General features: G+C 41.5%; 15 protein-coding genes. 4 read left to right on the forward strand and 11 right to left on the reverse strand.

Annotated features, from left to right (window positions below):
- The first annotated feature begins 56 nt into the window (after positions 1–56).
- Positions 57–635, forward strand: coding sequence for a 5' nucleotidase, NT5C type (locus CKW02_RS11560; protein ID WP_003217384.1), 579 nt, complete (start codon positions 57–59; stop codon positions 633–635).
- An 18-nt stretch (positions 636–653) separates the two neighbouring features.
- Here CKW02_RS11560 and CKW02_RS11565 read toward each other — a convergent pair whose 3' ends face one another.
- The 5 genes from CKW02_RS11565 to CKW02_RS11585 all read right to left on the reverse strand — a co-directional run bounded on the left by CKW02_RS11565 (position 654) and on the right by CKW02_RS11585 (position 4762).
- A complete protein-coding gene (locus CKW02_RS11565) occupies positions 654–1571 on the reverse strand; it encodes an ROK family protein (protein WP_003217294.1) in 918 nt (305 codons plus the stop codon).
- A gap of 131 nt (positions 1572–1702) precedes the next feature.
- A complete protein-coding gene (locus CKW02_RS11570; RefSeq protein ID WP_003217433.1) occupies positions 1703–2131 on the reverse strand; it encodes a zinc uptake transcriptional repressor Zur in 429 nt (142 codons plus the stop codon).
- Complete coding sequence (locus CKW02_RS11575) at positions 2109–2969, reverse strand: metal ABC transporter permease (protein WP_003217436.1); 861 nt, start codon at positions 2967–2969, stop codon at positions 2109–2111. Before CKW02_RS11575 ends, CKW02_RS11570 begins: the two co-directional genes overlap by 23 nt.
- Positions 2969–3745 (reverse strand): metal ABC transporter ATP-binding protein, encoded by a 777-nt coding sequence (locus CKW02_RS11580; RefSeq protein WP_003217497.1) that lies wholly within the window; start codon positions 3743–3745, stop codon positions 2969–2971. Before CKW02_RS11580 ends, CKW02_RS11575 begins: the two co-directional genes overlap by 1 nt.
- 135 nt (positions 3746–3880) lie before the next feature.
- Complete coding sequence (locus tag CKW02_RS11585) at positions 3881–4762, reverse strand: YitT family protein (protein ID WP_003217308.1); 882 nt, start codon at positions 4760–4762, stop codon at positions 3881–3883.
- Positions 4763–4902: 140 nt separating this feature from the next.
- Here CKW02_RS11585 and CKW02_RS11590 point away from each other — a divergent pair, with 140 nt between their 5' ends.
- Positions 4903–5157 carry a DUF2624 domain-containing protein gene (locus CKW02_RS11590; RefSeq protein ID WP_003217420.1) on the forward strand — a complete coding sequence of 85 codons (255 nt, stop codon included), beginning with the start codon at positions 4903–4905 and terminating at the stop codon, positions 5155–5157.
- Between the two features lie 48 nt (positions 5158–5205).
- On the opposite strand, the gene CKW02_RS11595 is transcribed toward CKW02_RS11590, so the two are convergent.
- Positions 5206–6099 (reverse strand): deoxyribonuclease IV, encoded by an 894-nt coding sequence (locus CKW02_RS11595; RefSeq protein WP_003217337.1) that lies wholly within the window; start codon positions 6097–6099, stop codon positions 5206–5208.
- A gap of 9 nt (positions 6100–6108) precedes the next feature.
- Positions 6109–7428 carry a DEAD/DEAH box helicase gene (locus CKW02_RS11600; protein WP_003217519.1) on the reverse strand — a complete coding sequence of 440 codons (1320 nt, stop codon included), beginning with the start codon at positions 7426–7428 and terminating at the stop codon, positions 6109–6111.
- 155 nt (positions 7429–7583) lie between these two features.
- Between CKW02_RS11600 and vrrA the strand changes: the two genes are divergently transcribed.
- Entirely contained in the window at positions 7584–8282 is a 699-nt protein-coding gene (gene vrrA, locus CKW02_RS11605) for a VrrA/YqfQ family protein (protein WP_003217417.1), read from the forward strand.
- 158 nt (positions 8283–8440) lie between these two features.
- Positions 8441–9385, forward strand: coding sequence for a 4-hydroxy-3-methylbut-2-enyl diphosphate reductase (locus CKW02_RS11610; protein ID WP_003217509.1), 945 nt, complete (start codon positions 8441–8443; stop codon positions 9383–9385).
- Between the two features lie 34 nt (positions 9386–9419).
- Here the strand turns inward: CKW02_RS11610 and CKW02_RS11615 are convergent, their stop codons facing one another.
- The 4 genes from CKW02_RS11615 to rpoD form a co-directional block, all read right to left on the reverse strand.
- Positions 9420–10541, reverse strand: coding sequence for a Nif3-like dinuclear metal center hexameric protein (locus CKW02_RS11615; RefSeq protein ID WP_003217458.1), 1122 nt, complete (start codon positions 10539–10541; stop codon positions 9420–9422).
- Positions 10534–11250 carry a tRNA (adenine(22)-N(1))-methyltransferase gene (locus CKW02_RS11620; RefSeq protein ID WP_003217455.1) on the reverse strand — a complete coding sequence of 239 codons (717 nt, stop codon included), beginning with the start codon at positions 11248–11250 and terminating at the stop codon, positions 10534–10536. Before CKW02_RS11620 ends, CKW02_RS11615 begins: the two co-directional genes overlap by 8 nt.
- A 120-nt stretch (positions 11251–11370) precedes the next feature.
- Positions 11371–11730: a cytochrome c550 gene (cccA, locus tag CKW02_RS11625; RefSeq protein WP_003217503.1), complete on the reverse strand. Its 360-nt coding sequence runs from the start codon at positions 11728–11730 to the stop codon at positions 11371–11373.
- Between the two features lie 303 nt (positions 11731–12033).
- Positions 12034–13155 carry an RNA polymerase sigma factor RpoD gene (gene rpoD, locus CKW02_RS11630; protein WP_008342392.1) on the reverse strand — a complete coding sequence of 374 codons (1122 nt, stop codon included), beginning with the start codon at positions 13153–13155 and terminating at the stop codon, positions 12034–12036.
- Positions 13156–13193 lie beyond the last annotated feature (38 nt).

Below are 13193 nucleotides of genomic sequence, written 5' to 3' on the forward strand. Positions count from 1 at the left end.
GGAATTGTGAATTGATTATGTTACACTTTAAGAGTATAAAAATGAGGAGTGTGGGCATGTTACATTTAGGAATTGATATAGATGGCACAGTGACGGCGCAGGACACCTTTGTTCCCTATTTAAATGAGTCGTTCCAATGTGCCATGACACTAGATGATATGACAGAATATGATTTGACGAAGCTTTTAAATATTTCTCAAGAAGAGTTTTGGGGCTGGATGAATCAGCATGAGCCTCTTATATATAAACAGGCAAAGCCTGCTAAGGACGCAAAAGAGATGCTTGATCAAATGAAACATCAACACAGGCTGATCTATATTACAGCGAGAAGGCAGCATCATGCGGATATCACCTACGAGTGGTTTCACAAACATCACGTGCACTATGATGACATTGAGCTGGTTGGCGGTCATCATAAGCTCGAAGCTGTTCAAAAGCACAAAATTGATGTGTTTTTCGAGGATCATCATGGAAATGCCACAATGATTGCAAAAGAGGCTGACATCCCGGTTATTCTTTTTAACTCCCCATATAATCAAATGCCCATTGACGACAGGATTATACGTGTCAACAACTGGCAGGAAGCATCTCAATGGATTAAACAATACGAGCAGCGTTTGGAAACTGCTTATTAATACAGAAAAGCCGATACTCTAATGTATCGGCTTTTTTGATGGAGCAAGCTTCCCTTCTGTCATGAGAAAATGGTACAGCGCTCCCTTCATGCCTGCCTGATTCAAGTAATAGCACGTTTCCACCTTCACTTGAATGTTCTTCCACGCAGGCAGAGTATGTAAATGTTTCTCAATATTTGATAGCAAATCTGGTCTTGCACTTACACCGCCACCAATGAGGATTTTCTCAGGATTAAGGACAGTTGCTACATTGTAAATACCAATGGCGATTCGCTTGTACCACTGATCCACTAGCTTTTCAATGGACGGATCATGCTTTGCCTTTTCAAAAATGGCTTGACCGTCTATTTGCGTACTTTGCGGAATTCCTTGCTTTTCTTTATAGCTCCGAATTAAACCAGCTGTTGAAGCACTGCTGTTGAGTGTTGTAAATTGTCCATTGTCTGTCTCTGTCAGCATCATGCCAAATTCACCGCCGCGGAAGGAAGCCCCGCGTACAAGCTGACCGCCAGCGAAAATACCACCGCCAACACCTGTGCCAAGCGTCATACAAATAAAACTGTCACACTCTTTCGCATGGCCACTGTATTTTTCTGCAAGAGCTGCACAGTTCGCATCATTTTCGACTTCAACACGAAGAGAGGTTTTCTCTTCTAAAAGAGTTTTTACATTTTGACCATTTAAGGCAATGATGGCTCCTGCAAATTCTGTATAACCTGTTTCACTGTCCACAAAGCCCGGAAGACTAATGGCGATTCCGCTAACATCTGACGTTCTCTGATATTGTTTGACCACATCCGCCATCGCTTCTAAAAACGGTTCAAGCTGACGGCAGTTCGTTTCATAGTCACCGCTCGTGACCAGCTCCCCATCCCGATCCATTAATCCATGTTTTGTTCTCGTCCCGCCTACATCAAACACGACATAATACGCCATTTTTGACCCTCCCTTTACTCCAAAAGACACAAATTTCTTCAGTACCTTGTTCTCATTTTAATGAAACAGCCGCCCTTTGTAAAACGTTTTCAAAAAGACAAGAGAAAAAGCCAGCTCTGCGGCTGGCTGTTTTATGAGTGAACTTCCTTCGGTTCGCAGGAAGGACATGTTCCGTATATTTCGAATTTATGTCCGCTAATGTGATAATCCTCTAGATCGGCGTCTAACTTGTCCATAGGGCAGGCATCGATCTCCTTTGTTTTACCGCATGTCAGACAAATAAAATGATGATGGTGATGAGAAAAGGAACATTTAAAACGAAAAAGCTTCTCACCTGACAATTCCGTTGTTTCTAATATACCTAAGTCTTCATATAGCGACAGGTTTCGGTAAATCGTATCAAAGCTAAGACCCGGGTAGTCTTCACTTAGTGCCGTCAACACATTTTTAGCAGTCAAATATTTATCAGAATCAGAAAACAGTTGAAGCATGTCTTCACGTTTGCTTGTATACTTGTAGCCTTTTTCCTTTAATAAATCAAGCGCTTCTTGTACGTTCATGATGATTCCCCCTTTTGAATTTTCCAATAAAAATACATCCGATTAAAATCAAAATGGACAGCATCACAATGGTTCCGCCTGGCGCTAAATCTAGATAATAGCTTAAGATCAATCCCGCCAATACAGACAATTCACCGAACAAGATCGAAAGGAAAATCGCCTGTTTGAACCCTTTGGCAATGCGGATACTTGCCGCAACAGGAAGTGTCATGAGCGCAGAGACAAGTAGTGTACCTACGATACGCATCGATGCCGCAATGACAAGTGCGACAACTAAGATAAAAATAAAATGAATCCATTTCGCTGAAATACCAGAAGCCTTTGCATGCTCTTCATCAAAAGAAAGTAAAAATAATTCTTTATATAAAAGCACGACAACTAACACCACAACGAGTGAGATCCCAACAACAATCCAAAGATCTAATCTCGACACCGCACTGACACTTCCGAACAAATAACTAAACAAATCTGTATTAAAGCCATTCGCTAGTGAAATGAAGATGACGGAAATCCCGATACCGCCTGATAAAATAATAGGTATCGCCAGCTCCTGATAATGCTTATACACAGAGCGCAGGCGTTCAATAAATAACGAACCGGCAACAGAAAACGCCATCCCTAAGTACAGCGGGCTTACCCCTGTCAAGAGGCCAAACTTTTTATCAAGAAATAAACTAGCTGCAATACCGGCAAGTGATACGTGACTGAGGGCATCTGCAATCAGCGAGAGCCTTCTCACGACGATAAATACACCAAGCAAGGGCGCAATAAAACCGATCAGCATTCCTGCGATAAACGCATTTTGTAAAAATTCATAATGAAAAAATGGAAATAGCATTATTCATGTCCCCCATGATGGTGATGATCGTGATGAATCACTTGAATGTCATGTCCGTAAAATTGAGATAACGCCTGATCATCCATTGAATCAAACGTTGCTGCATCTCCGTGGAAATGAAGTGTCTGATTTAAACAAGCCACATGGGTGACTTTATCAGAAACGGTGCCCACGTCGTGTGTGACGAGAATTAAAGACATTCCTTTTTCTTTGTTTAATGTTTCGAGCAGCTGATAAAAGCCTTCTACTGTCCGCTGGTCTACCCCAACCGTCGGTTCATCTAAAATGAGCAGCTTCGGCTGACTGACGAGCGCACGTGCAATAAAGGCACGCTGCTGCTGACCGCCTGAAAGTTCCCCGATGTTTTGGTGCTTTAAATCTTGTATCCCAACTGAACGAATGGCTTCCTCAACTTGCCATTTGTCCTGCTTGTTCATTCGTTTGAATAAACCTATTTTCGCCGTCAATCCACTTGCGACGACTTCGTAAACAGAAGCAGGGAAACCTGTATTAAAACTATTCGCCTTTTGAGAAACAAATCCAATTTGATCCCAGTCTCTAAATTTTGAAGCAGGCGTGCCAAATAGCTTTAATTCACCTTGCTGTGGTTTAATGAGCCCAAGCAGGCACTTTAATAAGGTTGTTTTACCAGATCCATTCGGTCCAACAAGTGCTAGAAAATTTCCTTCCTCGACTGTTAAATGAATGTGATCTATGACATTTCGCTGTCCATAAGAGTACGAAATGTCCTTCATTTCAATAATTGGCTTTGCCATGAATCTTTCCACCTTTAATCAATATAAAAAGAATGATTACGATTTATACAACAAAAAGAAAATGGCTTTTGCCATTTTCTCTGTCCATACATACATTTCATTATATAAAAGAAAGATTAAAAAGTAAAATAAAAGCTAATGAATGGCTGTTTTGAACTTACCGCCTTTTGTTTCATGCGTATCCATAATCGTAATAAATGCTTGACTATCAATTTCAAATACAATGGATTTTAGCTTTGTGATTTCAAGTCTTGTGACAACGGCGTAGATGACATCTTTTTCTTCATCTGTATAACCGCCTTTCCCTCTCAGCTTTGTCGTTCCCCTGCCAAGTCGATGAAGAATCGCATCTGAAATTTCATCATAATAATCTGACACGATAATGACAGCTTTTGTTTCATCAAGCCCTTGAATGACAGCATCAATTGTTTTCATTGCCAAATAATATGTCATAACAGAATACATAGCCTGCTCTGGTCCGAAGACAAAGCCTGCCCAAATAAAAATGAACACATTGACGATCATGACAAACTCACCGACGGAGAATGGAATTTTTTTCGTTAGCAGAATGCCTAAGATCTCTGTTCCATCCATTGAGCCTCCATTTCGAATGACAAGTCCCACACCAAAACCAAGTAATAGCCCGCCAAATACAGTGGCTAAGATTGGCTGATTTGTAAATGCCTCTACATGATGGAGCGAAGATTCAATCACGGCTAAGCTGACAATCCCAATTACTGTGGAAACCAGAAAGGTTTTCCCAATATGTTTGTATCCTGATATCATAAATGGAATATTCAAAATGACAACAATCGTCGCAAAATTGATGAATGGGTTATCTGTAAAGAGATAATCCAAAATAAGCGAAATGCCGATGATGCCTCCATCGATAATATTGTTTGGCACTAAAAATAATTCAATGCTGACTGCTGCGCATGTAGCTCCTACTAGAATCAGGAAAATTCTAAATATAAAATGAGGCACTGATTCCTTTCTATGCTGTTTACTATTTGCCATACGTTCTCCCCTCTACACAACTTAAATTTTCAATGAACATTTTATTCACTTTACTATTTTATCATTTCACAGGGTAAAATAAAATTTTTTGCACATTTTCCGTTTTCGCCCATACATTGTTACAGAGGGGAGGAATGGAATTGATTTTAATTCAAAAAATTGTCCTGCAACGGCTCAATCAGATCACAGCAAATGATCTGTTAAGGTATGCGAAGCAGTATGGTGTCAGTTTAACGTCAAACCAAGCTGCTGAGGTGGCCAAACTCATGAATGGGAAGAACATCAATATTTTTAATGATGCAGAGCGTAGCCGGCTTCTTAAGCAAGTAGAAGCGATTACATCTAAACAGACAGCTCAGACTGTCAATGATCTGTTTAATCAGTTTACAAGTTAAACAAAAAAGGGCCGCATTTAGCGGCACCTCATGATGTTGTATGCTTTTTTACTGATTCTTAATTTTATCTAGTAAGCCTTCGTCAAATTGCTTTTCTTTTAGCATTGCAATTTCGAATTTGTAAGGTGGCTTTTTATTCTTTTTATCTTCACCTACATAAGGCGTTTCTAAGATTTTGGGCACATCTTGAAGCTGCGGATGATGCACAATATTGTTCAGTGCATCGAAGCCAATTTCACCAAAGCCGATATTTTCATGTCGGTCTTTTCTTGCGCCTTGTACGTTTTTACTGTCATTAATATGAAGAACCTTGATTCGGTCAATACCAATGATTCGATCAAATTCTTCTAACACCCCATCAAAGTCAGTCACAATCGGATAACCAGCATCGTGTGTGTGACACGTATCAAAGCAGACAGAAAGTGCTTCGTTATGTGTCACTCCGTCGATAATTTGGGCAAGCTCTTCAAAGCTTCTTCCGCACTCTGATCCTTTGCCAGCCATTGTTTCAAGTGCAATTTGAACCTTTTGCCCTTTTACGATGACTTCGTTTAAACCTTCAATGATTTTTTGGATTCCTGCTTCTGGTCCTGCTCCGACATGTGCACCTGGGTGGAGAACAATCTGCCTCGCACCTAGCGCTTCTGTACGTTCAATCTCAGAGCGAAGGAAGTCCACACCAAGCTCAAAGGTCGCTGGATTGACGGTGTTCCCAATATTAATAATATATGGTGCATGCACGACGATATCTGTCATACCATGCTCTTTCATATGCGCTTGTCCAGCTTCAATATTGAGGTCTTCAATTTTTTTACGGCGCGTATTTTGCGGTGCACCTGTATAAATCATAAACGTATTCGAACCATAAGAGGCAGCTTCTTGACTCGCTGCAAGAAGCATATGTTTTCCGCTCATGGATACATGTGAACCAATCTTCAACAATGTTTCCCCCTACTTTCCATTACGCTTTGACTTTCTACGTTCCTGTCTTTTGATTTTGTCCATCTCACGTGTCATTTTCTTTTTATATCCAGGTTTGACGGCTTTCGGTTTTCTCACAAGACGCTTTGCTTTTTCTTCAATTTCATTAGGTGCTTTTTTACGTCTTTGACGCTTCAAGCGGTCATCTGCATCTCGCCATTCGCCATGAACAATGGTTTTGTTTTCAAACACAACGCCCATTTTCTCAATTTGAATGAGTGCATCCTCATCAGCAAGCTCATAAATAGTCATCGCAATTCCAGATGAACCAGCTCGAGCCGTTCGACCAACACGGTGAACATAAAAATCAAGATCAGATGGAAGCTCATAGTTGATCACATGGCTGACACCTTTAATATCAATTCCGCGGGCTGCAAGGTCAGATGCCACAATATAAGTGAACTCTAAATCATCAATTTGTTTCATCACTTTTTTACGTTCGCGCGGCGTTAATCCGCCATGAAGCACTCCAACTTTCATTCCTTTTTCTTGTAGGAATGATGCGATTTCATCAACGGTTGTTTTTGTATTGGCAAAAATGATGCCTAAATAAGGCTGTACATTCGTCACCATTTCATGGAGCAATTTTAGCTTGTCGCGCTGTTTAGATGGGACTAAAATATGCTGGATGTTTTCAGCTGTAATCCGTTTTGGTTCAACATGGGCATATTTTGGATTGTCCATATATTTTTTCAGGAATGGCTTTAGTTTTTCTGGAATCGTTGCTGAGAACACAAGCATTTGCAGCTGCTCTGGCATTTGTGAACCAATACGGTCCACATCTTCTAAAAAGCCCATATCCAGCATTAAATCCGCTTCATCAATGACAAGAGATGTCGCTTTGTAAACGTTCAGCGCCTGCTCATGAATGAGGTCAGCAATACGTCCAGGTGTGCCGACAACCAAATGCGGCTGGTTTTTTAGCTTTTGAATGGATTTCTGCTTGTCCGTTCCGCCAATGTAAAGCTTTGCTTTAATCTCTTCTTCTGGAGAGGCCTTCTTTAAGATTGTTTGGGCTTCTTTGAAAATTTGATTGGCTAATTCTCTTGTAGGTGCAGTAATCACAACTTGTACGTGCTCTTTGCTTGGATCAATTGAATGAATAAGCGGCAATAAGTACGCGTGGGTTTTTCCTGTTCCTGTTTGTGATTGACCAATCACGCTTTCTCCTTTTAACACAGCAGGGATGATTCTTTTTTGAATATCAGTTGGCTCATAAAAGCCCAGTTCATGAATAGCATCTATAATAAAAGACTTTAATTCATATGTCGTAAATTTTGTTTCGTTCATGTTTTCACTCCTTAAGGCAATGCCTTTTTGCTCATCTCCTCATTATAGCTGATTTTCAGCAAAAAAACCATGTCCGCTTTTCTTACAGGAAACCAATTGATGCTTCCTTGCATAACCTATGATTAGAAAGAGAATGCAGTAAGGGAGGTACAAGTATGTTAGGGCAAAGGCCTATGGGTGATTTTCAGCCGCACCGTCCCTCACGCCGGCATCTTGGAAATGGCGGACAGCCCGGAATTTTTCAAAGGAGGCAGCAGGCTCCTATCGAACAGCCTTTTCAAGGGCAAGGCAATCAATTTCAGCAAATGATGCCTCGCTCCCCGTCTGTACAGGGAGGCGGTGTACGCGGAATGGGCGGAATTCCAGGAGGCGAAAGCCGTGCACTAGGCGGCGGAGCAGGAATGAAAGGCTTGCTCTCTAAATTTCTTCCTGGCGCAGGGGGAGCAGGGGTTTCTGGAGGTAGTGCGGGATTACAAGGAATCCAGAGCTTCGCAAATCCTGCAACCCTCTCAAGCATGTTGGGAAATGTTCAAAAGGTGCTCGGAATGGCGCAGCAATTTACGCCAATGATTCAGCAATACGGTCCTTTAGTCAGAAATTTGCCTGCGATGATTAAGCTGTACAGCCAGCTTGGCAGTGCAGATGATGATGAAACAAGTACAGATGAAGAACCTAAAGAAATCGGCGAGGAAACAGAAGTGCAAAAAGAGGTTGCATCAGGAGATGATGAAATAGAAGAAAACGAAGAACCAGAGGACATCCTCGTCAAAAAAGCAGCTCCTCACACATCACCTGCTCCTGAAGCAAAACCGAAAAAAAGACCTGGCAGCTCTGTTCCAAAACTATATGTCTAGTGATCTTTTAACGGCGAAGTGTCCCCTGCGTATAACAATCTTTGATATATACGCTTACTTTGGCTATAATGGAAGCTAGAGAATGATAAAAAGCCGTTTTTCCACGGCTTTTTATATTGTTCTTCTCTAGCAGCACTTCCCTACAGGAGGACGAATAAATGAATGTAATTAAAATTTCGCCGCGTGGCTATTGCTATGGCGTTGTAGATGCAATGGTCATTGCTAAAAATGCCGCACTTGATAAAAACTTGCCACGCCCAATTTATATATTAGGTATGATTGTGCACAACAAACACGTGACAGATGCCTTCGAAGAAGATGGGATCTACACACTGGACGGCCCAAACCGCTTGGACATTTTAAAGCAGGTTGAAAGCGGAACAGTTATTTTCACTGCTCACGGCGTTTCACCTGAGGTTCGTCAAATTGCAGAAGAAAAAGGTCTTGTCGCCATTGATGCAACCTGTCCCGATGTAACGAAAACACATGAACTCATTTCAGAGAAAACAGCCGATGGGTATGACATTATTTATATCGGAAAAAAAGGTCATCCTGAGCCAGAGGGAGCTGTCGGAGTAGCCCCTGACAAGGTGCATCTTGTCGAATCAGAAGCGGACATTGAGGCGCTCGATTTAACATCAGATAAATTGCTTATCACCAATCAGACAACGATGTCTCAGTGGGATGTCCACGATCTGATGGAGCTCATAAAAGAGAAATATCCTCACGTCGAGTACCATCAAGAAATTTGTCTTGCGACACAAGTACGTCAGGAAGCTGTATCTCAGCAAGCTGGCCAAGCCGATCTTACCATTGTTGTCGGCGATCCAAAAAGTAATAACTCCAACCGTCTGGCACAAGTGTCAATGGAGATTGCTGGAACGCAGGCTTACCGTATTGGTGACCTAAGTGAGCTCAAGCTGGAGTGGCTGCAAGGCGTAAATACCGTTGCCATTACTGCTGGCGCTTCTACACCAACGCCTATTACAAAAGAAGTTATCCGTTTCTTAGAAAACTACGAGCCGGATGATGAATCAACTTGGAAGATTGAACGATCGGTTCCTCTTTCGAAAATACTACCGCGCGTGAAAACAAAGAAATAAACGTCAGAGCTTCTATGCTCTGACGTTTTTTTGTTTACATAAATTGAAATGGATTTGTGTTTGATTCAGAAACAAAGAGCTGTACATCATACTTTTTCTCTGAACATAGCGATTGAAGCTTCGCCTTTACGCCCTCTTTCATCATCTTTTCTGCATAATGCCCTGGGTCCACTACGTTCAGCCCGAGCATCATGGCATCATGGGCGACATGGAAATAAAGATCCCCTGTCACATACACATCAGCACCCATTCTTTTTGCTTGATGAATGTATTTATTTCCGTCTCCGCCAAGCACAGCTACTTTTTTCACAACAGCGTCCTGATCACCTACAAAGCGAGCACCATTTACATCCAGCTTTGTCTTCACAAATCGCGCGAAGTCTCCAAGGGTCATAGGCTCTCTTAGCTCCCCTATACGGCCAAGCCCTTTTTGAATAGGAGGAAGGTCTGTCGTGTGTACACTATAAGCGACTTCTTCATAAGGATGTGCTTTGATCATTTCACGAATGACTTGTTTTTCAATACTTGCCGGGAAAATGGTTTCAATCCGTACTTCTTTAACAAATTCCAATTGACCGGTCTCACCAATGAACGGGTCCGCATCTTCTGATGGCAAAAAGCTGCCTGTCCCTTCATTTGAAAACGCACAATGGCTGTAGTTGCCAATATGGCCGGCGCCCGCATTTCCTAAAGCTGTCCGGATGGCTTCTTCAAATTCCTGCGGGACATAGAGGGCAAGCTGTTTGATTTGATCTTCATATGTCGGGACTAACACACTTGTTTCTTCAAGCTCTAAAGCCTCCGCAAGCAAGTCATTGACTCCTCCATCAGCCACATCTAAATTCGTATGTGCCACATATACTGCAATATCATGTTTGATGCATTTCTCAATGATTCGTCCAGCTGGCTGATCTGTCGCTACATGTTTTAACGGACGGAAGATCGGCGGATGGTGAGCAATCATGAGATCCACATTTTTTTCGATCGCCTCATCTACCACATTCTCTAGTACATCTAAGGTGATCATGACATTGTTTACCTTTTTATTTAACGTCCCAATCTGGAGACCGATTTTGTCACCTTCCATGGCATATGCCTTTGGTGAAAATTGTTCAAATAATTGGATGATTTCATGTCCGTTTACTGTTTTAGCCAACAGTCAAAACCTCCTTTAGAATCTTTATTTTTACATGCAGCTCTTCAAGACGCTCCTTGTTCTCTTCTGTTCGCGCTGCCTGCTGAATTTGACTTTCTATCTTCTCCATATGCTGAAGCTCTTGCATCCACTTGCGCCGGAAGACTTCATTTTGCTCTTTCGCAAGAAACGGACCAACTAGCATGCCTGTTTCAATTGACATCCCTTCATAGGCTTTATCTTTGTCGCCTTTTTCGGCGATGATGATTTCGTATATTTTGCCATCCTCTTCTAAAATGACTTCACCCATCAATTCATACCCCTCTTGATAGAGCCATAAACGAATGTGGTGAGCATGGATATTCGGCTGAAGAATAAGCCTTTCATGGCCTGTGAGCTTATGCTTGCCGTCATGTAAAATGCTTGCGATGAGTGCTCCGCCCATACCTGCAATCGTTACAGCATTCACTTCGCCCTTTTCAATGACTTCAAGACCATTACCTTTTCTGACCGAGATCTGGTCATCTAATTCAAGTCTATGTACTTGCTGCTTCGCCGATTGAAGCGGTCCTTCTGTAATTTCACCAGCAACCGCTTTTACTGCTTTTTGATGCAGGATTGCATAGCACGGCAAATAGGCATGATCTGAGCCGATATCAGCAAAGACAGCCTCATGTGGTAAAAAGTCTGCGACTCTTTTTAATCGTTTTGATAAATTCATTTCATTCATACGTATCACTACTTTTCTTTAATGTTCATACTTGTCTATCTTATATAAATTATGGACTTTTTAAAAGTCGTTTTCAAATGAAAAAAGCTCTTCTGATCAAAAAGAGCTTTTTGCGTAACATTATTTAATTTTGGATACCCATTCTGACATTTCATCGAGCTTTTCATTCGGGATTAGCCCGCCTGGCATCCCGTTGCCGCCTTCTTGAATTTTCTTCTTGATGTCTGCTACTTCAAGCTTGTCTCCAACACCTTTTAATGCAGGACCTGCACCGCCTTCATAGTTTTCCCCGTGACAACTCAGACAGTTTTGCTTATACAATTCTTCCGGCGTCGCATTCGCTGTTTCTTCTTGCTTTTGCTCCTCGCCTCCAGAGGCGATTTTGTCTTCATCTTTCAGCCCCTTCATTGATAAGAAAAAAGTGAGTCCAATACCTAAAATGGCAATCAATAAAAATGGTATAAGTGGATTCCGTTTCATTTCTTTCATCCTCCCCTTTGTGAAAACCCCTTTAAGACTATACAAACAATTCTAATTCTACTTTAATTTTACAAAAAGTAAACGAATTATGATACAAAACTTTGGTCAAGTTCACAGATTAGACAAAAATGATGCAAAGATGAGAAATGAAGCCTTCAGCACATTTTGATGTATTTTTTATACATCTTTTCTCTAAGAACGTTGCAAATTTATTATTTATTCAGTAAAATATAATCAGATTGAAAAAAGCGTTTTCATTTTTGATGAAGAAAGAACGGATCTCTTTCAAGATCCGTCCAGTTTCTACTCTAAGAAGTCTTTTAATCGTTTACTTCTGCTTGGGTGTCTTAATTTACGCAGAGCTTTCGCTTCAATTTGGCGGATACGCTCTCTTGTGACGCCGAACACCTTTCCAACCTCTTCTAACGTACGTGTTCTTCCGTCATCTAGTCCGAAACGTAGTCTCAGTACATTTTCTTCACGGTCCGTTAGCGTGTCTAGTACATCTTCAAGCTGCTCTTTTAACAATTCGTATGCAGCATGGTCAGATGGAGATGTCGCCTCTTGGTCTTCAATAAAATCACCAAGGTGCGAGTCATCTTCTTCACCAATAGGTGTTTCTAAAGATACTGGCTCTTGTGCAATTTTAAGAATTTCTCTAACCTTTTCTGGCGTTAAATCCATGTCTTCAGCAATTTCCTCTGGCGTTGGTTCTCTGCCTAGGTCTTGCAGAAGCTGTCTTTGAACACGGATCAATTTATTAATGGTTTCTACCATATGAACCGGGATCCTGATTGTTCTTGCCTGATCGGCAATCGCACGCGTGATCGCCTGTCTAATCCACCAAGTCGCATATGTTGAGAATTTGTATCCTTTGCGGTAATCAAACTTCTCAACTGCCTTCATAAGACCCATGTTTCCTTCTTGAATCAAGTCAAGGAACAGCATACCACGTCCGACGTAGCGTTTCGCGATGCTGACAACGAGACGAAGGTTTGCTTCCGCTAATCTTCTTTTTGATTCCTCATCGCCTTCTTCGATCTTTTGAGCATACGTAATTTCTTCTTTAGCAGATAACAAATTGACGCGTCCGATTTCTTTTAAGTACATACGAACAGGATCATTAATTTTGACACCTGGTGGTACGCTTAAATCATTTAGGTCAAATTCTTCTTCTGCTTTAGCCAACTGCTGAACATTTGGGTCTTCTGTCTCTTCGTTCTCACTAATGAGCTCTACACCCTGTTCGCCTAAATATTCATAGTATTCATCCATTTGGTCTGATTCAATTTCAAAGCTAGACATACGCTCTGCAATTTCTTCGTATGTTAAAACGCCCCGTTTTTTACCCGTTTCAGTGAGCTTATCTCTCACCTGTTCAAAGGTTAATTCAGTTTCGGTTTCGTGGGCTTGTTTATCAGCCATTATGGATCCCTCCTTCCAAAGCTTGCAACGAATTCTAA

The sequence above is a fragment of the Bacillus pumilus genome (assembly GCF_900186955.1).
Lineage (GTDB): Bacteria > Bacillota > Bacilli > Bacillales > Bacillaceae > Bacillus > Bacillus pumilus.

Coding starts and splice junctions, on each gene's coding strand:
- CKW02_RS11560 (WP_003217384.1), top strand. CDS start 57: ATGTTACATTTAGGAATTGATATAGATGGCACAGTGACGGCGCAGGAC.
- CKW02_RS11565 (WP_003217294.1), bottom strand. CDS start 1,571: ATGGCGTATTATGTCGTGTTTGATGTAGGCGGGACGAGAACAAAACAT.
- CKW02_RS11570 (WP_003217433.1), bottom strand. CDS start 2,131: ATGAACGTACAAGAAGCGCTTGATTTATTAAAGGAAAAAGGCTACAAG.
- CKW02_RS11575 (WP_003217436.1), bottom strand. CDS start 2,969: ATGCTATTTCCATTTTTTCATTATGAATTTTTACAAAATGCGTTTATC.
- CKW02_RS11580 (WP_003217497.1), bottom strand. CDS start 3,745: ATGGCAAAGCCAATTATTGAAATGAAGGACATTTCGTACTCTTATGGA.
- CKW02_RS11585 (WP_003217308.1), bottom strand. CDS start 4,762: ATGGCAAATAGTAAACAGCATAGAAAGGAATCAGTGCCTCATTTTATA.
- CKW02_RS11600 (WP_003217519.1), bottom strand. CDS start 7,428: ATGAACGAAACAAAATTTACGACATATGAATTAAAGTCTTTTATTATA.
- vrrA (WP_003217417.1), top strand. CDS start 7,584: ATGTTAGGGCAAAGGCCTATGGGTGATTTTCAGCCGCACCGTCCCTCA.
- CKW02_RS11610 (WP_003217509.1), top strand. CDS start 8,441: ATGAATGTAATTAAAATTTCGCCGCGTGGCTATTGCTATGGCGTTGTA.
- CKW02_RS11620 (WP_003217455.1), bottom strand. CDS start 11,250: ATGAATGAAATGAATTTATCAAAACGATTAAAAAGAGTCGCAGACTTT.
- cccA (WP_003217503.1), bottom strand. CDS start 11,730: ATGAAACGGAATCCACTTATACCATTTTTATTGATTGCCATTTTAGGT.
- rpoD (WP_008342392.1), bottom strand. CDS start 13,155: ATGGCTGATAAACAAGCCCACGAAACCGAAACTGAATTAACCTTTGAA.